The 19426-nt window shown below is 71.2% G+C and carries 17 protein-coding genes; 9 read left to right on the top strand and 8 right to left on the bottom strand.

Annotated elements, in window-relative coordinates; genetic code table 11:
- The first annotated feature begins 89 nt into the window (after positions 1 to 89).
- The 3 genes from BLR68_RS09760 to BLR68_RS09770 all read left to right on the top strand — a co-directional run bounded on the left by BLR68_RS09760 (position 90) and on the right by BLR68_RS09770 (position 2951).
- A complete protein-coding gene (locus BLR68_RS09760) occupies positions 90 to 950 on the top strand; it encodes an SDR family oxidoreductase (protein ID WP_018187007.1) in 861 nt (286 codons plus the stop codon).
- A gap of 76 nt (positions 951 to 1026) precedes the next feature.
- Positions 1027 to 2067 carry an LLM class flavin-dependent oxidoreductase gene (locus tag BLR68_RS09765; protein ID WP_018187006.1) on the top strand — a complete coding sequence of 347 codons (1041 nt, stop codon included), beginning with the start codon at positions 1027 to 1029 and terminating at the stop codon, positions 2065 to 2067.
- Between the two features lie 41 nt (positions 2068 to 2108).
- Entirely contained in the window at positions 2109 to 2951 is an 843-nt protein-coding gene (locus tag BLR68_RS09770) for an alpha/beta fold hydrolase (RefSeq protein ID WP_018187005.1), read from the top strand.
- Here BLR68_RS09770 and BLR68_RS09775 read toward each other — a convergent pair.
- From BLR68_RS09775 to BLR68_RS09795, 5 genes are read right to left on the bottom strand one after another with little or no spacing between them, the layout of a single operon-like run.
- Positions 2918 to 3763: a siderophore-interacting protein gene (locus BLR68_RS09775; RefSeq protein ID WP_018187004.1), complete on the bottom strand. Its 846-nt coding sequence runs from the start codon at positions 3761 to 3763 to the stop codon at positions 2918 to 2920. The genes BLR68_RS09770 and BLR68_RS09775 overlap by 34 nt on opposite strands.
- On the bottom strand, positions 3760 to 4575 hold the full coding sequence (locus BLR68_RS09780; protein ID WP_018187003.1) for an ABC transporter ATP-binding protein: 816 nt from the start codon (positions 4573 to 4575) through the stop codon (positions 3760 to 3762). Before BLR68_RS09780 ends, BLR68_RS09775 begins: the two co-directional genes overlap by 4 nt.
- A complete protein-coding gene (locus BLR68_RS09785; RefSeq protein ID WP_018187002.1) occupies positions 4568 to 5614 on the bottom strand; it encodes a FecCD family ABC transporter permease in 1047 nt (348 codons plus the stop codon). Before BLR68_RS09785 ends, BLR68_RS09780 begins: the two co-directional genes overlap by 8 nt.
- Complete coding sequence (locus BLR68_RS09790) at positions 5614 to 6618, bottom strand: FecCD family ABC transporter permease (protein WP_018187001.1); 1005 nt, start codon at positions 6616 to 6618, stop codon at positions 5614 to 5616. Before BLR68_RS09790 ends, BLR68_RS09785 begins: the two co-directional genes overlap by 1 nt.
- The gene (locus BLR68_RS09795) at positions 6615 to 7532 is read right to left on the bottom strand and encodes an iron-siderophore ABC transporter substrate-binding protein (protein WP_026302875.1); all 918 of its coding nucleotides are present in this window, start codon (positions 7530 to 7532) and stop codon (positions 6615 to 6617) included. Before BLR68_RS09795 ends, BLR68_RS09790 begins: the two co-directional genes overlap by 4 nt.
- 116 nt (positions 7533 to 7648) lie before the next feature.
- Between BLR68_RS09795 and BLR68_RS09800 the strand changes: the two genes are divergently transcribed.
- Positions 7649 to 8473 carry an HAD-IIA family hydrolase gene (locus tag BLR68_RS09800; protein WP_018186999.1) on the top strand — a complete coding sequence of 275 codons (825 nt, stop codon included), beginning with the start codon at positions 7649 to 7651 and terminating at the stop codon, positions 8471 to 8473.
- Positions 8474 to 8497: 24 nt separating this feature from the next.
- Here the strand turns inward: BLR68_RS09800 and BLR68_RS09805 are convergent, their stop codons facing one another.
- Entirely contained in the window at positions 8498 to 8995 is a 498-nt protein-coding gene (locus BLR68_RS09805) for a DUF427 domain-containing protein (RefSeq protein ID WP_018186998.1), read from the bottom strand.
- Positions 8996 to 9068: 73 nt separating this feature from the next.
- On the opposite strand from BLR68_RS09805, the gene BLR68_RS09810 reads away from it, so the two are divergent.
- Positions 9069 to 9692 carry a helix-turn-helix transcriptional regulator gene (locus BLR68_RS09810; protein ID WP_018186997.1) on the top strand — a complete coding sequence of 208 codons (624 nt, stop codon included), beginning with the start codon at positions 9069 to 9071 and terminating at the stop codon, positions 9690 to 9692.
- A gap of 1 nt (position 9693) precedes the next feature.
- On the opposite strand, the gene BLR68_RS09815 is transcribed toward BLR68_RS09810, so the two are convergent.
- Positions 9694 to 11850 (bottom strand): class A beta-lactamase-related serine hydrolase, encoded by a 2157-nt coding sequence (locus BLR68_RS09815; protein WP_256335365.1) that lies wholly within the window; start codon positions 11848 to 11850, stop codon positions 9694 to 9696.
- Positions 11851 to 11995: 145 nt separating this feature from the next.
- Between BLR68_RS09815 and BLR68_RS09820 the strand changes: the two genes are divergently transcribed.
- Genes BLR68_RS09820 through cydC form a run of 4 tightly spaced genes read left to right on the top strand, consistent with a single transcriptional unit; the run spans position 11996 to position 17786 of the window.
- Positions 11996 to 13423 (top strand): cytochrome ubiquinol oxidase subunit I, encoded by a 1428-nt coding sequence (locus tag BLR68_RS09820; RefSeq protein ID WP_018186994.1) that lies wholly within the window; start codon positions 11996 to 11998, stop codon positions 13421 to 13423.
- Positions 13424 to 13432: 9 nt separating this feature from the next.
- Positions 13433 to 14467 carry a cytochrome d ubiquinol oxidase subunit II gene (cydB, locus tag BLR68_RS09825; protein WP_018186993.1) on the top strand — a complete coding sequence of 345 codons (1035 nt, stop codon included), beginning with the start codon at positions 13433 to 13435 and terminating at the stop codon, positions 14465 to 14467.
- A gap of 20 nt (positions 14468 to 14487) precedes the next feature.
- The gene (cydD, locus tag BLR68_RS09830) at positions 14488 to 16125 is read left to right on the top strand and encodes a thiol reductant ABC exporter subunit CydD (RefSeq protein WP_018186992.1); all 1638 of its coding nucleotides are present in this window, start codon (positions 14488 to 14490) and stop codon (positions 16123 to 16125) included.
- Positions 16122 to 17786, top strand: coding sequence for a thiol reductant ABC exporter subunit CydC (gene cydC / locus BLR68_RS09835; RefSeq protein WP_018186991.1), 1665 nt, complete (start codon positions 16122 to 16124; stop codon positions 17784 to 17786). The genes cydD and cydC overlap by 4 nt, the downstream gene beginning before the upstream one ends.
- An 18-nt stretch (positions 17787 to 17804) precedes the next feature.
- On the opposite strand, the gene BLR68_RS09840 is transcribed toward cydC, so the two are convergent.
- Complete coding sequence (locus BLR68_RS09840; protein WP_018186990.1) at positions 17805 to 19343, bottom strand: SDR family oxidoreductase; 1539 nt, start codon at positions 19341 to 19343, stop codon at positions 17805 to 17807.
- Between the last annotated feature and the right edge of the window lie 83 nt (positions 19344 to 19426).

Consider the following 19426-nt stretch of genomic DNA (forward strand, 5'->3'; position numbering starts at 1 on the left):
GTGGGTACCCTCCTCGAGGAATGTTTGGGGTCCCGATGCGGGTTCCCTCTCGTGTCGCGCATCTCGCTCGATCACTGAAAGGACTCGCCATGACCATCCTCGTCACCGCCGCCGGCGGACAGCTCGGCCACCTCGTCGTCGACGCCCTCCTCGCCCGCGGCGCCTCTCCCGACAGCATCGTCGCGGGTGCACGCACCGTGGCGAAGGCCGCCGACCTCGCCGACAAGGGCGTCCGCGTCGTTCCCCTCGACTACAGCGCACCGGAGTCGATCGACGCCGCACTCGAGGGCGTCGACAGCGTCCTGCTGATCTCGGGCTCGGAGCCGGGCAGCCGCCTGGCCGGGCACACCAACGTGATCGACGCCGCGGTCCGCGCCGGCGTGAAGAAGCTGGTCTACACGAGCGTCTCGCACGCCGACACCGTCGAGCTCGTCCTCGCCCCCGACCACAAGGCGACCGAAGAGGCCATCGCAGCCAGCGGCATCCCCGCCGTCCTCCTCCGCAACAACTGGTACATCGAGAACTACGCCGGCGACCTCGCCGGTGCCGCCCAGACCGGCGTGCTCTCGGCTGCCGTCGGCGGCGCCGCGGTCGCTGCCGCCGCCCGTGTCGATTTCGCCGAGGCGGCCGCGGTCGTCCTGCTCGAGGACGGCCACACCGGGCGGACCTACGAGCTCGCCGGCCCCCGCGCGACCTATGCCGACATCGCAGCCGCGATGGGCGAGGTCCTCGGTCGCGAGGTCGCCTATGTGCCCGCGACGCCCGAGGAGCTGTCAGCCCGCTTGGCCTCGTTCGGGCTCGACGAGGGCACGGTCGGCTTCGTCGTCGCCCTCGACTCCGGGATCGCCGGTGGCGCCCTCGACGTGTCCGAGACGGACCTGACGGACCTCATCGGACGCCCGACCACGTCCTGGGTCGACGCCCTGCGCGCGGTCGCTCCCACGAGCTGACGCGCTCCGCACGTTCCGCGGCCGCGGCATCCATATTCAAAGGAATGGATGCCGCGGCCGCGGCGTTGCCACCGGTATGCAGAGTTTCGGAACGCTGTCCTTCGGCCATTACGGTCCCCTCGGCGGGGGCCGCGAGCTCACCGCCGGCGATTCGCTGAAGCAGGCGATCGACCTCGCGCAGGGCATGGACGAGCTGGGTGTCAACGGCGCCTACTTCCGCGTCCACCACTTCGCGCGCCAGCAGGCTTCCCCCATGCCGCTGCTCGCCGCGATCGCCGCACGGACCTCGCACATCGAGGTCGGGACCGGCGTCATCGACATGCGCTACGAGAACCCGCTGTACCTCGCCGAAGAGGCGGCGGCCCTCGACCTCATCAGTGACGGGCGCCTGGCGCTCGGCGTGAGCCGTGGCTCACCCGAGAGCGTCGTCCGCGGTTACGAGACGTTCGGCTACACCGGTTCGGAAGACCCCCGCGGTGCCGACCTCGCTCGTGAGCACTTCGACCTGTTCCTGCGCGCGATCGACGGGGAGGGTCTCGCCGAGAGCGACCCGCACAGCCCGTTCGGCGGCGGCCAGGGGCTGCAGCGCATCGAGCCGCACTCCCCCGGGCTGCGCTCGCGTGTGTGGTGGGGAGCGGGCAACCGCGACTCGGCCGAGTGGGCGGGTCGGATGGGCGTCAATCTGATGTCCTCGACTCTCCTCACGTCGGCGGACGGGCGACCGTTCGACATCCTGCAGGCAGAGCAGATCGACGCCTTCCGCACCTCGTGGCGCGAGGCCGGTCACGCCGGTACGCCGCGGGTCTCGGTGAGCCGCAGCATCTTCCCGATCACCACGGCGGAGGACGCCATGTACTTCGGCGGGCGCTCGGACGGTGACCAGATCGGCATCATCGATGGGATGCGCTCGACGTTCGGCAAGACGTACGCCGGCACGCCCGACGAACTCGTCGAGCAACTGCAGCACGACGCCGCAGTGCGAGAGGCCGACACCCTCATGCTGACCATCCCCAGTCAGTTGGGTGTCGCCTTCAACCTGCGCCTCGTCGAGTCGTTCGCACGCCACGTGGCTCCGTCGCTGGGCTGGGTTCCGACGAACGCGGTCGCCAACGCCTGACGCCGAACCCCGTGCAGGACCGCATCGGCTAGCGTGACCCTGTGGCGATCACCCGGCGGACCGTGTCTCGCGGCGACGTCGATCTGTCCGTCCTCGACGCGGGCGGAGAGGGTCGACTTCTCATCCTTCTCCACGGCCTGGCCGGGAGTGCGACCGAAATGATCGCGACAGCCGACGCACTCACGGATTCCTTCCACGTCGTCGCCCTCGACCAGCGCGGGCACGGACGGAGCACGCGACGACCGGCGGACCTCTCGCGCTCCGCGTTCGTCGATGACGTCGTTGCAGTGATCGATCTGTTCTCGGCCGCGGAGCCGGCGACGCTCGTCGGTCAGTCGATGGGCGCGCACACCGCGTTCCTGACCGCTTCGGCCCACCCCGATCGCGTCTCGGACCTCGTCATGCTCGAAGGTCATGCGCAGGGAGGACGCCCCGGCGAGGCTGCGGCCGTCGGCACCTTCTTCGCCTCCTGGCCGACACCGTTCGCCGACCCCGACGCCGCGCTCGCGTTCCTCGGCGACTCACCCCTTTCCTGCGCCTGGATCACCGACCTCGTGGATGCGGACGGTGGCCTTTCTCCGCGATTCGACGCGGACGTCATGGCGACCACCCTCGAGGACGTCCATCGACCTCAGTGGACGGCGTGGGAGAGCCTGACCGTGCCGACCCTCGTCGTGTTCGGGAGGGACGGCATGTTCAGCGCGGCGCAGCGCGACGAGCTGATCGCCCGCCGCCCGCAGACACGTCGTGCCGACCTCACACGGGGAAGTCATGACGCGCACCTCGACGCGACGGACGAGTGGATCGCCGCCCTTCGCCGGCACCTCGTAGGCGTCCACCCCTCCCCCGCTCAGCCGACGAGCGGGCCGCCCTCGCGCCAGTAGCCGAGGAACGACACCCGATCCTTCGGCACACCGAACCGGCCGGTGAGCAGACGCCGGAGCGAGGTGACCGTGCCGGACTCGCCGGCCAGCCAGAGGTAGACCTCGTCCCGCGGCAGATCCGCCGTGGCATCCGCCCACGCCGCGACGGCACGCTCGAGACCCCCGGCATCGTCGCGGTCGATGCGCTGAGCGCGGTGAGGCGCGGCGACGTGCGGTGACAGCAGGTCGTCCGCCGGAGCCGCGGCATCCACCATCACGTCGGCGACGACACCGTCGGGCAACGCCGACACGATGTTGCGCGCCGCGGGGTACGCGGTCTCGTCCGCGACGAGCAGCACCCGACGTGCCGAACCCGGATGCCAGTGCAGGCCGTACCCCGTCCACCCCATGCGGCGGTCGGGTCCGGTCACGACGAGGCGGTCGCCGGGGCGAGCAGACGCAGCCCACGCAGACGCCGGCCCTGCCGGGGTGTGCAGGTAGACGTCGACGTCGATCTCGCCGTCGTCTGCTCGGATCGCGGCGGGGGTGTACGTCCGGAGCACGTTCCGCTCGGTCTCGTCGAGCTCCTTCCACCGCGTGTACCAATCGGAGGGGTGGGGCGTCGGCTCGTCGAGCAGGCCGAAGTCGGCGAGGCCGCCACCGGGGAGCGGCAGGACGAGCTTGATGCGCTGATCGAGACCCCACTCCGCGAAGTTCCGCAGTGCGTCGCCGCGCAGCGTGATCCGGATGAACCTCATGCTCAGCCGCACGGTCGCGGCGACCTCCACCTCGAAGGCGCTGTACGCCCAAGGGCGCTCGAGGACTGCGGTCATGGTCGGACCTCCGTGACGTGGGGCGCACGGAGCGGGACGACGAGCGGCCCTCCCGTGACGGGATCGGGGATGACGGTGTTGGCGAGGCCGAAGACGGCCGACACGTTCTCGCTCGTGACGACCTCGGCAGGCGGCCCTTCGGCGATCACCCGCCCGTCGCGCATGGCGACGACGGTCGTCGCGTAGCGCGCCGCCTGGTTGAGGTCGTGCAGGACGGCGACGATCGTCCGGCCCTGCTCGTGGAGGGCCGCAAGGAGTTCGAGCAGTTCGACCTGATGCGCGACGTCGAGGTACGTGGTCGGTTCGTCGAGAAGCAGCACCTCGGTCTGCTGCGCGAGGACCATCGCGATCCACACCCGCTGGCGCTGCCCGCCCGACAGTGCGTCGACCGGCCGGTCCGCCAACTCGGTCGTCCCGGTCGCGGCGAGCGCCTCGACGACGGCCGACTCATCGGTCGGCGACCAGGGTCGCAGCATCCCCCGATGCGGATACCGACCCCGCGAGACGAGGTCGCGCACCGTGATCCCCTCGGGCGCGACGGCGGTCTGCGGCAGAAGCCCCATCCGCCGCGCGAGCGTCTTGGCGGGGATCCCGGCGATCGACCGGCCGTCGAGGACGACCTGCCCTTCCTCTGGTGCGAGCAGGCGCGCGAGACCGCGCAGAAGCGTCGACTTGCCGCACGCGTTCGGGCCGATGACGACGGTGAACGAGCCCGGTTCGATCTGCAGCGAGAGCTGGTCGACGATGCGGGTGTCGGCATAGGCGAAGGAGGCCTGCTCGACGGTGAGGGAAGCGGGTGGGCGATCAGGCACGGCGACGGAGCTCCAGGACGATGACGGACAGAAGGTAGAGGCCGCCGACCGAGACGGTGACGACGCCGACGGGGAGGGGCGCGGGCAGCGCGTGCTGCGCGACGAGGTCGGAGGCGAGCAGGACCGCGGCTCCGAGGAGGGCCGACAGTCCGAGCGGCAGCGACGGCGTGCGCGCGAGGCGGCGGGCGATCTGCGGAGCCGCCAGGGCGACGAAGGCCACGGGGCCTGCGACAGTGGTCGCCGCCGACACGAGGCCCACCCCCGCGAGCAACGCCAGGGCCCGGACGGCGTGCGGACGCGCCCCCGTGGCCGCGGCGAGATCGTCCCCCAACTCGAGCTGGCGCATCCGTGGGACGAGGCAGAACGCCCCCACGACGATCGGCACAGCGGCCACGAGCGCCCCGGTGACGGGGCCTGCGGAGACGCCGTTGAGCGATCCGGCACCCCACGCCGATGCGAACATCGCGGTCTCGAGTTCGACCTGCAGCAACAGCCAGGTGTTCAGCGACGCCAGCATCGCCGAGACCCCGATGCCGACCACGACGATCCGAAAGCCCTGCAGTCCGTCGCGCGAGGCCAGCATCTGGATGACGAGTGCCGTCACGAGCCCGCCGACCAGCGATCCGGCGACGAGAGCCTGCCAGCTCGCGGACACGAGCACCAGCGTCAGGAGCATGCCGCTGAAGGCACCGCTCGAAAGTCCCAGGATGTCGGGACTCGCGAGCGGATTGCGGGTGACGGTCTGGAACAGCGCACCCGCGATGCCCAGGAGCGCCCCCACCCCGACCGCGGCGATCACGCGCGTCAGCCTCCAGTCGACGACCACGGTGTGTTCGATCCCTTCGCCGCCGCCCGCCAGGATCGTTGGGATCCGCTCGAGCGGGACGGGGAAGTCCCCGAGGATCAGACCCAGGGTGACCAGCACGACCAGCACGACGGATGCCGCGACCCCCACCGCGAGCACGCGCCGCCGCCCGGCGGCGACGGACCGAGCCGGTCGCCCCACTCGGCCCGCACGGTCCACGACGGTCGCGACCATCACAGGGCCCCCGCCGTCCGTCGACGCGCGAGCGCGATGAGGAGCGGGGCTCCGACGAAGGCGACGACGACCCCGACCGGGACCTCGGCGGGGGCGATCACGACGCGGCCGAGGATGTCGGCGGCGAGCACGACGACAGGGCCGGCCAGCAGCGACAGCGGCAGAACTGCACGCTGATCGGGTCCGACGATCCACCGCACGACGTGCGGGATCATGAGGCCGACGAACGAGATCGGCCCCGCGATCGCGGTGGCAGCCCCGGCGAGGAGGGTGACCGCCACGATCACTCCGATCCGGATGCGGCCGACGTTCACTCCCTGCGAGCGCGCGACGTCGTCGCCGAGCGCCATCGCGTTGAGTCCGGGGGCGAGCGCGAACGCGAGGACGGCACCCGCGGCGACGAAAGGGGCGATGGCGCCGAGGTCGTCCAGCCCTGCTCCGAGCAGGGACCCCGCGTTCCATCCGCGCATCCGGTCGAAGGCTTCCGGGTCCGTCAGCGTGATGGCGGTCGTGATGCCCGACAGAACGGCGCCGAGCGCGACACCCGCGAGGATGAGGCGAACCGGTCCGCCCGGCCCGCTCGCACCGATCACGGAGACCGCCATGGTCACCAGCAGCGCGCCGGCGAAGGCGGGCCAGACGACCTCTCCCGGGTCGGACAATCCGAACAGGGACACGCCGAGCGCGACGGCGAACGCCGCCCCCGCACCGACCCCGAGGAGCCCGGGATCGGCGAGGGGGTTGCGCGTGAACGCCTGCATGAGCGCTCCGGCCGCGCCGAGCGCCGCGCCGGCGATGAGGCCGACGACCGTGCGCGGCACCCGCAGGTCCCAGACGACGAAAGACGTCTCCCTCGTCCCCCTGCCGGCGAGCGCGTCGATCACCGCCGGCGGGGCGAGCGGGTTGGCGCCGAGCGCGAGCGACGCGATCACGGCGACGGCGAGGGTCGCCGCGACGACACCGACGCTGAGGATGCCTCGACCCGGGCGCGTGGTGACGGTCACCGGTTCGCGGAGAGGTACCGCTCGATGTCGCCGAGGACGGCCTCGGCCCCCTTCGGGCCGACGCCGGACACCCACGTGCTGGTGTCGACCAGCGTCGCATCGGGGAACGCGCTGGCGACCGCAGCGGGGATCGCGGAACGGTCGTCGACGTCCGCGGCCGTCACGAAGACGTGATCCGCCGTCGCCGACGCGATGTTCTCTGGCGACAGGTCCGCCTGCAGGCCGTCCTCCCATTCCCGGTCGGGGATGGTGAAGCCGACGCATTCGAGCAGGCTGCCGGCGAACGAGACCGGGCCGTAGAGGCTGAGCGTCGTCTCGTCGCGCGGGCGGATGAGCTGCACCGTCTGACCGTCGAGCGCGTACTCGCTCTTCAGGCGCGCGCATTCATCGTCGACACCGGTGAGGAGACCGGCGACCTCGTCCTCACGGCCCAGCGCCTCGCCGATGAGCGTGGCGTTCTCACGCCACGGGTCGGCCTGCGAGGCGATGAAGACCGTCGGGGCGATGGCGCTCAGCTGCTCGTAGAGTTCTGAATGCCGCGACTCGGTGCCCAGGATCAGATCGGGCTTCAGCGCCGCGATCGCCTCGAGGTCGGGCTCGGGGACGGTCCCGACGGGAGCGACGTCCGAGACCCCGAGGTACGAGGGCAGTTCCGTCACGTTCCCCGCTACGGCCGCACCCACGGGCGTGGTGCCGATGGCCACCGCTGTGTCGAGCTCGAGCGGCTCGAGCGTCACGACGCGCTCCGGCTGGTCGGGCACGTCAGCCGTGCCGCGGGCGTGCTCGACGGATCGCGTTCCCGGGGCCGCGGATCCGCTCGCCGATTCGGGCGCGGCGGCGGCGGTGCATCCGGCCAGAGCGAGAGCGATCATCCCGGCCGCGGAGGCGAGGACCAGTCGTGAGCGTGGGGACATGGTGAGCAGGACCTTTCCTCGGAGCTAAGTAAGGAAAGCCTAACCAAAGTCGAGCCATGGACCGGACCGCCATCACCCTACCCGGGCCGAACGAGCCGCGGGCGTAGGGTGAAGGCATGCGGACCCGGGCGGACATCGAGTGCTGGCTGACCGACATGGACGGCGTCCTCGTCCACGAGAACACGCCGATCCCGGGCGCCGCGGAGCTCCTCGAGCAGTGGCGCGACGACGGCACCCCGTTCCTCGTCCTCACCAACAACTCGATCTTCACGCCGCGCGACCTCAGCGCACGGCTCCGCGCCTCGGGCCTCGTGGTCCCGGAGGAGTCGATCTGGACGTCGGCCCTCGCCACCGCGGACTTCCTCGCCTCGCAGAAGCCCGGCGGCACGGCTTTCGTCATCGGCGAAGCAGGTCTCACGACCGCGCTCCACGAGGCGGGCTTCATCATGACCGAGACGAGCCCCGACTACGTCGTCGTCGGCGAGACGCGGAACTACTCGTTCGAGGCGATCACCAAGGCGATCAGGTTCATCGGCGCCGGGTCGCGGTTCATCGCCACCAACCCCGACGCGACCGGGCCCTCGACCCAGGGGGTCCTGCCCGCGACCGGCGCGATCTCGGCGCTGATCACCAAGGCGACCGGCAAAGAGCCCTACGTCGTCGGCAAGCCGAACCCGATGATGTTCCGCTCGGCGCTCAACCGCATCGGCGCTCACTCCGAGAACACCGGCATGATCGGCGACCGCATGGACACCGACGTCGTCGCGGGAATCGAGGCGGGACTCCATACGGTGCTCGTCCTCACCGGCATCAGCGACAGCGCCGAGATCGAGCGCTATCCGTTCCGTCCCGACGAGATCCTGGGCTCCGTGGCCGATCTCGTCCGGCAGGAGCCGCGCGAGAGCGACTCCCCCGACGCGCAGCCGTCGCTCGGGCTCTGACCGCCGGGGTCGCTCAGGGAGGGGTCACCACCCCATCGACCCCGCGATGCCCTTGAAGGGTCCCACCACCCGAGCGGTGATCCACCCGCCGTAGAACCGCCCCGGCTGCGGAGTGACGACCTCGCCGGCGACCGTGCACTCGTCCATCTCCTGCGCGTACACCGCCACGCGATCGGCGAGTTCTTCGTAGCCGGGCTCGGGGTTCGGATAGTTCCACGCCGCGCCGGGCACAGTCCGCCCGCCCCCGTGGACGTCGAGGTAGCGCGCGGCGCCCTTGAACTCGCAGAACGACGCTCCCGGCGCCCGCGTCAACGCGCCCGGGACGAAGTCAGCGATGGGCAGGTAGTAGACGGGCGGATGACTCGTCTCGAGGACCCGCAGCGCTCCCTTCGTGGCGACGATGCGTTCGCCGCCGAGGGTGATCGTCACGGTCCCGCGGACCGGCTCGACGCGAGGGGGTCGGGGATAGTCCCAGACGCTCTCCTGTCCCGGGCCGACGGGGTCTGGAGTGGGGTGCCGCATGCCCTCCAGATTAAGGGCGGAATCTCATCCTGGGGCCGCCTCCGAGCACCGGGCATCCCGCGATAATGGAGCCATGACGGCCCGGCGCCCGACGGCCTACAACGCGATCTCCACGTCCTCGCGCGTGGCGATCCTCCATCTGCTGCAGACGACTCCGCAGCAGACCGTCGGCGAGCTCGTGAAAGCCACCGGACTGCACCCCAACACCGTGCGCGAGCACCTGCAGCGCTTGATCGAGCGCGGCTTCGTGGCCACCGAGGTCGAGAATCGCACCATCCGCGGACGCCCCCGCGTGTTCTACCGCGCGGTCGACGGTGCGAGCGTGTCGAGCCCCGAGCACCGTCGCAAGGTGCAGGCCGCGGTCGAGCGCGGCGACCTCATGCGCCGCGTCATGCCCGAGACCGCGGGGACCCTCACGGGCGAGGAGCAGCATCAGCTCGATGCGCTCGTCGAGCAGCTCCTCGACGGCGGGTTCGATCCGGAGATCGACGAGGACGGCCTCACGATCGATCTCACTCCGTGCGCCCACGCCGCCGACCAGGCAGATCACCGCGAGACCCTGTGCGAGGTCCACCTCGGGCTGATGCAGGGGGCGCTCCGCGAGGCGGGCGGACCGCTCGCCGTGGACGGCATGCGTTCGTCCTGCGACCCGCAGCAATGCGTCATCCAGCTGCTTCGCCGGCGCCCCGACGCGTGAGTCAGTAAGCGAGGTTGCTGCGCACGGACGAGTACCAGATCCACGCGTAGCCGCCGCGGTAGTGCATCTTGTACCAGTGCCGCTTCGAGTCCGAGACCTGCAGCGGTGTGCCGACGGGCACCGTTCCGCCGACCGCGCCGCCCGCGCTCTTCCGCCACGTCGCGTTCTTCGTGGTCCGCACGTGCAGGTCCGAATGGTTCGCGGCCGCGCCGAAGGAGCCGTTGACGTGCGAGTAGACGGTGCGCGCGATGTCGCGGATGCCGGCCTTCGACGATCCGGCGTCACCGATGACCGTGAGCACGAAGGTCCCCTTCGGGCCCCGGATGATCGCCGTGTCCGCCTGGAGCAAGCCGCCCTTCACCCAAAGGGAGCCGGGCTTGGACGCCTGCCATGCGGAGGCGGGTATGCCGTTCGGGATGCGGGAGCGGAACAGCTGCGTGTGCATGAGGTCGAGCATGAGCGCCCTGCTCGACGCGCTCAGGAGCTGCTTCTTCTCGATCCGCGACAGCAGCAGGCTGAGGTCGTTGGACGTCGTGCGGTTGCCGCCGTAGAGGACGTCCTGCCCTTTGAGGACGCGCCCGTAAGAGGTCTGGCCGTACCCGCCGGCGGCGATCTGCTTGTTCAGGTTAGAGATCCCGATCCAGTGGACGAGGTCGGTGTGGCAGTAGTTGTCCGACATCCAGATGAGCTCTCGCAGGCACTCCTTCACGGTCAGCCCCGAGGACAGCTTCGTCGACAGCGACGCCTGCTTCTTGTCCACCCGGGTCAGCGCCGCCCAGGCGACGAACAGCTTCATCATGCTGGCCGGCTCGCGGCGGGTGGCACCGGTCACTCCCGACACGACCTCCAGCCCGCCGATCTGCCGCACGGTCACGGCGTACGACGATGACGGATGCCGCTTGGTCGCCGCCGTGATCTTCGCGCGCAGCGTGTCGGCGGCAGCGGTCCGGACGGCCGTGCACCCGTCGCCGGAGATGACCGTCGCGTTGAGCCGGCTCGTCGAGCCGATCGCGAGGACGGAATCCTTGCGCCGGTCGAGCATCGCTGCGGCGGCATCCGATACGCACTCGGTGCGGGCGTAGAGGAAGGGCTGGCGGAGCGCACCGGCGACCGCCGCCGCCGTGCCGGTCTCATAATTGGGCGCGTCCGCGCCCGAGACGACGACGGCGCGGGTGGTCGTGGCGGGGTACTCTCCGGCGGCCGAGACGGCCATCGCCTCGTTCGTCCCGCCGGGAAGGCGCCGGACGCTGATGCCTGCGGCCCTGATCTTGTCGACGAAGTTCCGACCCATCATCGACATCACGTTCGTGAGGACGACCTCCTTCGCCCCCACCGCCCGGAGCGCGTCCATCGTCGCGGTCGACGCCGTCCCGCGGCCGTCGACCGCCATGAAGCCCGCGCCGGTGGCGTTCGCGGCCGCAGCGGCGATCGGAGCGGTGCCCATCGTGCGACCGTCGGCCATGTACACCCGCTTCACCGGGCCCTGGAATCGGAGGACCGCTCGCGACAGCGCGTAGGTGTCACCGCCGGCGATCCGCTCGACCGGAGCGATGGCGCCGAGCAGGCCCGCCACCTTCGTCCCGACGGAGGCCGTCGACCCGACGACGAGGATGCGGGTGGGCCGCAGCCGCTTCAGTTCGGCCGTGATCGCGGCGGGGATCGCATCGGGCGCGACGTAGAGGAGGGGTGCGCGGCGGGCGCCGGCGAGGTAGGCCGCGGTCTGCGCGTCGTGACGCTTGGCGGCCGAGACGACGACCTCCGTGCTGCCGTCGGGGAAGAGCGTGCGGCTCGCTGTGATCGTCTGGTCAGCGGCCGTCGGCGCGCTGATCCGCGTGATCGAGGGCATGCGCGGGGCCGGGGGCGCTGCCAGGCGTGCACCGGCATCCGGCGAAGGTGTGGGGGTCGGCGTCGGCGTGGGCGACGGCGACGGCTTCGGGGTCGGAGCGACCGTCGGCTTCGGGGTCGGCGTCGGCGTTGGCGTCGGCGTCGGCGTCGGAGTCGGGCTCGCGGTGGGAGTGGGGGTCGGCGACGGGGTGGGGACGGTCCCGGCCGCGGCCGGTCCCGCGGTGAGGATCAGCACCGCGGTCACCCAGACCGCCGTGAGCGCTGTCATCCGCCGCATCATCGCGGGAACACGGGAGGATTCGCCACGAGTCATGTGGCCCACCGTAGGGGGCGGAGACCGCTCCCACCATGGGGGTGGTGCGGCGCGGCGGCATCCGGGTGTTTTGCACGGCCCGATCCGATCCCGCGATCGGGACCGCGTCGTACCGTCGGAACATACCCGTGGAAGGACCAAGCCCGTGGACTTTCTGGACCCGCTCATCCTGGCTCGCCTGCAGTTCGGACTGACGACGCTCTACCACTACCTGTTCGTGCCGCTCACGCTCGGCATGGCGCTCACCGTCGCGATCTTCCAGACGATCTGGCACCGCACGGGCGACGTGAAGTGGCTGCACATCACGCGCCTGTTCGGCAAGATCTTCCTGATCAACTTCGCGATGGGCGTGGTCACCGGCATCGTCCAGGAGTTCCAGTTCGGCATGAACTGGTCGGACTACTCGCGCTTCGTCGGCGACGTGTTCGGCGCTCCGCTCGCCTTCGAGGGCCTCATGGCGTTCTTCTTCGAGGCGACCTTCATCGGGCTGTGGATCTTCGGGTGGGACAAGCTGCCGCGCCGCATCCACCTCCTCACCATCTGGGCGACCGCATTCGGCTCGATCCTGTCGGCCTACTTCATCCTCACCGCGAACGCGTTCATGCAGAACCCGGTGGGCTACACGCTGAACCCCGAGACCGGTCGAGCCGAACTGACGAACTTCTTCGCGCTGCTGACCAACCCGGTCGCCCTCGCCGCCTTCCCGCACACGATCTTCGCGGCGTTCATGTTCACCGCGGCCGTCATCATCGCCGTCGCCGCCTACCACCTGCGCCGCGGCCAGCATCTCGAGACGATGCGTCCGGTGCTCCGGTACGGGATGTGGTTCATGATCATCTCGTTCGTCGGCACGGCGATCAGCGGCGATCAGCTCGGCCTCGTGATGGTGCAGACGCAACCGATGAAGATGGCGGCCGCCGAGGCGCTCTGGAAGACCGCGTGCGGGGCGGACGCATCCTTCTCGATCTTCTCCATCGGCACCCCCGACGGCACGGCCGAGGTCTGGTCGCTGCGCGTCCCGTACCTGCTGTCGTTCCTCTCGACGCACACACTCGACGGCTGCGTCGAAGGCCTCAACAACCTGCAGGCCGATTACACGGCGCGCTTCGGCTCCGGCATCGACTACATGCCCGAGATCTGGGTCACCTACTGGTCGTTCCGCTGGATGATGGGCTTCGGCGGCATCGCCACCCTCATCTCGGTCGCAGGTCTCTGGGTCACCCGCAAGAAGGCCACGCGTCCCGTCGCCGGCTGGATGTGGCGCGTCGCCATCTGGTCCGCCCCGCTCCCGCTGTTCGGCAGCCTCGTGGGCTGGATCTTCACCGAGATGGGTCGCCAGCCCTGGATCGTCTTCGGTCTCATGCACACCGCGGACGGGGTCTCCCCCAACGTCCCCGCCTGGACCGTGCTCATCTCGCTGGTCGCCTTCACCGCGATCTACGCGTCGCTCGCGGTCGTCGAGTTCCGCCTCATCCTCAAAGCCGCGCAGCAGGGTCCCGACCCGCTGCCCGGACCCGATGACCCCGACCCGCGGGACCTGCCGGTCGACCAGACCCCCTCGACGGTCTACTAGGAGCACGCCATGGATCTCGCCTACCTCTGGTTCTTCATCGTCGGTGTCTTCTTCGTCGGCTACTTCGTCCTCGACGGGTTCGACTTCGGCGTCGGGATGAGCCTGCCGTTCCTCGGCCGAGACGAGGTGTCGCGGCGCCAGGTCATCAACACGATCGGTCCCGTGTGGGACCTCAACGAGACCTGGGTCATCGTCGCCGGAGCCTGCCTGTTCGCCGCGTTCCCGGAGTGGTACGCCACCCTGTTCAGCGGGTTCTACCTGCCGCTGCTGCTCATCCTGCTCGCCCTCATCCTGCGCGGCGTCTCGTTCGAGTACCGACACCAGCGCGAAGGACTCGCGTGGAAGCGCGGCTTCGACCGGATGATCGTGATCGGCTCCGTGATCCCGGCGCTTCTGTGGGGCGTCGCGTTCGGCAACATCGTGCAGGGCGTCCCGATCGACGCCGACAAGAACGTCACGGGCTCGCTTCTGACGCTCCTGAACCCCTACGCACTGTGCGTCGGGGCGACCACGCTCCTCCTCTTCTTCCTCCACGGGCTGTACTTCGTGGGACTGAAGGCCGACGGCACGGTCAAGGAGGAAGCGCACCGCCTGGCACGTCGCGTCGCTCTCCCGACGATCGCGTTCGCCGCCGCGACCGTCGTCTGGACCACGGTCATCGCGATGGATCGCGAGGCACCGGCGCTGGCGGCGGTGATCGGATGCGGCGTCGCCGCCGCGCTCGCGCTGCTCGGGTCGGCCGTCGCGAACCTCCGTCGCCGCGACGGGTGGGCGTTCGCCCTCGGAGCGGTCACGATCGTCGGCGCCGTCCTGATGCTGTGGTTCGCCCTGTTCCCCTACGTCATGCCGTCCTCCACCGATCCGGCGAACGCGCTCACGATCGAGAACGCCTCGAGCACCGACTACACGCTCGGCGTCATGACCTGGGCGGCGGTCATCTTCCTGCCCGGCATCCTCGCCTACCAGGCCTGGACCTACTGGGTGTTCCGCAAGCGCATCTCGCGGGTGCAGATCGAGAAGGCGGATGCCGCGGCTGCTCACTGAGCCCGCGGGAGGATCGAGCCATGCCTGACGAGACCGAGCCGCGGCAGCCGCCGGTGGACCCCCGCCTGTGGCGGTACGCCGCGGCATCCCGATCGTTCTTCGTCGTCATCGCCCTGCTGTCCCTCCTGCAGACGGCGGTCATCGTCGGCTTCGCCTTCTTCACGACCCGAGCGATCGTCGATGCGATCGCCGGGGCCGACCTGGCCGGGACCCTTCTCGCCCTCGCGGGCATCGTCGTCGCCCGCTCGGTGCTCGCGCTGATCCGTGAACGCGTCGCCGCGCGCGCGTCGGCACGCGTCGAGTCGCAGCTGCGCGCGGCCGTGCTCGACGGCGTCGCGCAGCTCGGCCCGGAGTGGACGGCGTCGCGCAGCACGTCGCACCTCGCCCTCGTGGCGGGGCGCGGACTCGACGCCCTCGAACCGTACGTCGGGCGCTATCTGCCCCAGCTCGTGCAGACCGTGATCGCGACGCCGATCCTCGTCGCGGCGATGTGGTCGGCCGACGCGATCTCGGGCCTCACGGTCCTCCTCACCCTTCCCCTCATCCCGATCTTCATGATCCTGATCGGCCTGGCGACGCGCTCCGTGCAGCGCCGCCAGTGGGAGACTCTGACCCGGCTCGCGACCCGGTTCTCCGAGACGGTGCAAGGACTGTCGACGCTCACCGTCTTCGGCCGTCAGCGTCGCGCCGCCGACGCGATCGAGCGAGTGACGGACGACTACCGCCGCGAGACGATGACGGTGCTCCGAGTCTCGTTCCTCTCGGGCTTCGCACTGGAGTTCCTCGCCTCGATCTCCGTTGCGATCGTCGCGGTCGCGATCGGGTTCCGCCTGATCGACGGCTCCCTCACCCTGAGCGTCGGCCTGTTCGTCCTCCTCCTCGCACCGGAGGCGTTCCTGCCCCTCCGTCAGGTCGGCGTGCAGTTCCACGCCGCGAGCGAGGGGGTAGCGGCCACGCGGGACGTCTTCGCTGTGCTCGATGATGCCGCCGCGGCATCCGCAGACATCGCGCCGGCACCCGCGCCGACCGGGACGGACCACGTGCTGCGCGTGCGGGACGTGCGTGTGCGCGATCTGCCGCCCGTGACCCTGGACGCGCGCTCAGGCGAGATCGTCCTGATCGAAGGGCCGAGCGGTGCCGGCAAATCGAGCCTGCTCCACGCGCTCCTCGGCTTCGCCCCCGCGACCGGACGCATCGAGTTCGACGGCGTCGCGGCGAGCTCGCTCGCGCCGTCGGCCTGGCTCGGATGGGCGGGACAGCGCGCCGGTCTCGCCGCGGGCACGGTCGCGCAGAACATCCGCCTCGGCGACGACGACATGCCGGAACGGACGGTCCGCGAAGCCCTGGCGCTCGTGGGCCTCGGCGCCCTCGACCCCGCCCGGATGCTCGGCGTGCAGGGCGCGGGGCTGTCGGGCGGGCAGGCGCAGCGCGTCGCCGTCGCCCGCGCCCTCGCCCGGCACCTCCGCGGCCACGCTCCTGTGCTCGCCCTCGACGAGCCGTCCGCGGCCCTCGATGCCGACGCCGAGGCCCACCTGTGGCGTTCCCTGCGTCAGGTGGCGGATGCCGGGGCCCTGATCGTCCTGGTCTCGCACCGTGAGAGCGCCCGGGGCATCGCCGATCGCGTCGTGCGCCTGAGCGGTGCGGAGGTCACCGCATGACGACCATGCGTGACGTCCTCCGCGACGCGGTCCCGACACCGCGGAGATTCTGGCCCGCACTCGCATCCGGGTTCCTGTCCGAAGCGTCGGCCGTCGCGCTCCTCGCCGTCAGCGCGTGGCTCATCGTCCGGGCCTCGGAGCAACCGCTCGTCATGTACGTCACGATGGCCGTCGTCGGCGTCCGTGCTTTCGCCCTCTCCCGCGCGTTCTTCCGCTACACCGAGCGCCTGTCCAGTCACGACGCCGTCCTCCGGCAGCTCGCCCGGACGCGGACCGATCTGGTGCGGCGGCTGCTCCCACACGCCCCCGCGGGACTCGCCTCGTCATCGCGCGGCGACGCCTCCGCGGCCCTCGTCGACGACGTCGACGAACTGCAGAACCTGTCGCTCCGCGTGATCCTCCCGCTCGTCTCGTCGGCCACGGTGGCGATCGGATCGGTGCTCCTGGTCGCACTCGTGTGGTGGCCGGCCGCCCTCACCCTGCTCGCCTGCCTCCTCGGCGCCGCGGTCGCCGCCCTCGCGTGGGGCTGGGTGGCGGGGGCGCGGGCGGAGCGATCGATCGCCCCGCTCCGTGCGCGACTGCGCGACGCGGTCCTCGATCACCTCTCGCGGCTCGACGTCCTCGTCGCCTTCGGTGCGGAGTCCGCCTCGCGCGCCGCCGTCCAGGACGCGGATGCCGCCCTCCGCCGTGCCGTTCTCCGTCGGGCGGGCGCACAGGCGGGGACGGCCGCCCTCGTCTCCCTCGCCGCGGGCGTCGCGACGGTCGCGGCCCTCCTCGTGGCCGCCCCGGCCGTCGCGGCCGGTGGTCTGTCGGGCCCCGCGCTCGGCGTCGCCGTCCTCGTGCCGATGGCGGTGTTCGAGGTCTTCACGGGCGTCCCCCTCGCCGCGTCCGCCCGGCGGCAGGTGCGGGCCGCGGCATCCCGTGTCGCCGGCGTCGTGCCCGAAGAGGTCCCGAGCGAGATCCCGGCAGAAGGGACTCCGACCGGCGAGGCTCCATCACTCGGCGACGGGCTCCGGCTGCGCGGCGTCGACGTGCGCTGGCCGGGCGCCGCGGCGCCTGCGCTGACCGGCGTCGACCTCGACGTGCACCCCGGCGAGCGCCTGCACATCGTGGGTGCGAGCGGCGCCGGCAAGTCGACGCTCGCTCACGCCCTTGTGAGGTTCCTCGCCGTCACCGGCGAGTACTCCATCGGCGGACGCTCGGTCGACGAGATCGCGCCCGACGACCTGCGCCTGACCGTAGGACTGTGCGAGCAGCATCCGATGCTCTTCGACGAGGACATCCGGCAGAACCTCCTCTTCGCTCGCGACACCGCGACCGACGGGGAGCTCGAAGCCGTGCTGGAACGGGTCGGGCTCGGCGAGTGGCTCCGCGCCCGCGGGGGGCTGGGCGCGCGGGTCGGCGAGCGCGGCGCCCTCGTCTCGGGCGGGCAGGCGCAGCGCATCTCCCTGGCGCGGGCGCTTCTGCGCGGGTTCCCCGTGCTCATCCTCGACGAGCCGACGGCAGGTGTCGATCCGGCCGCCGCCGATGCGCTCCTGACCGACCTGCTGGGCGCCGTCGACGGGTCGCACGCGGTCGTGCTGATCTCGCACGCCGGGGTCCCGGCATCCCTCGTCGATCGCACGGTGCGCGTCGCGGGCGGACGGCTGACGCCCGCCTGAACCTCAGCGCGCCGCGGTTCAGGTCGTGGGGGCCTCGCGCTCCGCCGCCGCCGCGATGCGGTTCGCCATGCCCTTGAAGATGAACCCGTGGAAGGGCAGGACGGCGAACCAGTACAGCCGGCCGGCGAGCCCGGTCGGGAAGAAGACGGCCCGCTGCTCGTACCGCGATCCGGAGCCCTCGGGCTTCGCGCGCAGCTCGAGCCAGGCGAGCCCGGGCACCTTCATCTCGGCGCGCAGGCGCAGCAGGCGGCCCTCCTCGACGGCTTCGACGCGCCAGAAGTCGATCGCGTCGCCGGCGGCGACCTTGCCGCGGCTGCGGCGACCGCGCTGCAGGCCGACACCGCCGACGAGGCGATCCATCCAGCCGCGGACCGCCCAGAGGAACGGCGACGAGTACCAGCCGTTCTCCCCGCCGATCCCGACGATGACGCGCCACAGCTGCTCGGGGCTCGCCGACGTCGTCGCGGACTGCTCGTCGGTGAAGACGAGCCGGCCCGCCCACTCGGGGTCGCTGGGCAGCGGGTCGCTCGGCACGGAGGAGACCTCGGCGTCCTGCCAGCTGGTCTCGACGGCATCGGCTTCGACCTTGCGGAGCGCCAGCCGCACGGACTCGCGGTAGGGCGTCAATCCGCCCTCGGGACGCGGCAGCAGGTCGTCGACGGAGTGGTCGTCCATGATGCACTCGTTCTGCAGCGAGGCGATCAGCGGGCGGGCGATCGCCCGCGGCACGGGCGTCACGAGGTTCACCCAGTGCGAGGCGAGTCCGGGAGTCAGCACCGGCAGCGCCGCGATCGCGCGTTGGCGGAGCCCGGCTTCGACCGCGTACCCGTTCATCATCTGGCCGTAGCGCAGTACGTCGGGGCCGCCGATGTCGACCGCCCGATTGACCTCCGGATCCACGTGGGCCGCAGCGAGCAGGTAGTGCAGGACGTCGCGGACGGCGATCGGCTGGATGCGGTTGCGCACCCACTTCGGCGCCGGCATGTACGGCAGCACGTCGGTCAGGTGACGGACCATCTCGAACGAGGCCGACCCCGATCCGATGACGACACCGGCCTGGAGGACGAGCGTCGGCGCCCCGCTGTGCAGCAGCGTCGCGCCCACCTCGACCCGCGAGCGCAGGTGAGGACTCAGCGTCACACCCGCCGGGTGCAGCCCGCCGAGGTACACGATCCGACCGACGGATGCCTCGGCCGCCGCGTCGGCGACCGTCTCCGCCGCGCGCAGGTCCTTCGTCTCGAAGTCGTCGCCCCCGCCCATCGAGTGGACGAGGTAGTAGAGCACGTCGACGTCGTCGACCGCCCGGGTCACGGCATCCGCGTCCTCGGCAGCACCTTCCACGACCTCGACCTCGCTCCCCCACACGAACGCCGCGAGTCGCGCCGGGGTGCGGACGAGGACGCGCACCCGGTACCCCGCCGACAGGAGCCGCGGGACGAGCCGCCCGCCGAGGTATCCGGTGGCTCCGAGGACGAGTGCGCGCGGCGCGGAACCATCCGGTCGAGGCCGTGCGACGAGGGCCGGTTCGCGGCCGGTGGGGGCGGAGAGCTCGCTCATGTCGCCACGATAGACCGGTCCCGACGGGGGTCGGGCCCTGCTCAGCCCGTCGTGTTTGTCAAGAGACACGCCCCGGGATGCGA

This window comes from Microbacterium sp. 77mftsu3.1 (genome assembly GCF_900100525.1).
GTDB lineage: Bacteria > Actinomycetota > Actinomycetes > Actinomycetales > Microbacteriaceae > Microbacterium > Microbacterium aquilitoris.

Bases quoted from the DNA above. Each gene is read 5' to 3' on its own strand.
- BLR68_RS09760 (WP_018187007.1), top strand. From the start codon at position 90: ATGACCATCCTCGTCACCGCCGCCGGCGGACAGCTCGGCCACCTCGTC.
- BLR68_RS09765 (WP_018187006.1), top strand. From the start codon at position 1,027: ATGCAGAGTTTCGGAACGCTGTCCTTCGGCCATTACGGTCCCCTCGGC.
- BLR68_RS09775 (WP_018187004.1), bottom strand. From the start codon at position 3,763: ATGACCGCAGTCCTCGAGCGCCCTTGGGCGTACAGCGCCTTCGAGGTG.
- BLR68_RS09785 (WP_018187002.1), bottom strand. From the start codon at position 5,614: ATGGTCGCGACCGTCGTGGACCGTGCGGGCCGAGTGGGGCGACCGGCT.
- BLR68_RS09795 (WP_026302875.1), bottom strand. From the start codon at position 7,532: ATGTCCCCACGCTCACGACTGGTCCTCGCCTCCGCGGCCGGGATGATC.
- BLR68_RS09800 (WP_018186999.1), top strand. From the start codon at position 7,649: ATGCGGACCCGGGCGGACATCGAGTGCTGGCTGACCGACATGGACGGC.
- BLR68_RS09805 (WP_018186998.1), bottom strand. From the start codon at position 8,995: ATGCGGCACCCCACTCCAGACCCCGTCGGCCCGGGACAGGAGAGCGTC.
- BLR68_RS09810 (WP_018186997.1), top strand. From the start codon at position 9,069: ATGACGGCCCGGCGCCCGACGGCCTACAACGCGATCTCCACGTCCTCG.
- BLR68_RS09815 (WP_256335365.1), bottom strand. From the start codon at position 11,850: ATGACTCGTGGCGAATCCTCCCGTGTTCCCGCGATGATGCGGCGGATG.
- cydB (WP_018186993.1), top strand. From the start codon at position 13,433: ATGGATCTCGCCTACCTCTGGTTCTTCATCGTCGGTGTCTTCTTCGTC.
- cydD (WP_018186992.1), top strand. From the start codon at position 14,488: ATGCCTGACGAGACCGAGCCGCGGCAGCCGCCGGTGGACCCCCGCCTG.
- cydC (WP_018186991.1), top strand. From the start codon at position 16,122: ATGACGACCATGCGTGACGTCCTCCGCGACGCGGTCCCGACACCGCGG.
- BLR68_RS09840 (WP_018186990.1), bottom strand. From the start codon at position 19,343: ATGAGCGAGCTCTCCGCCCCCACCGGCCGCGAACCGGCCCTCGTCGCA.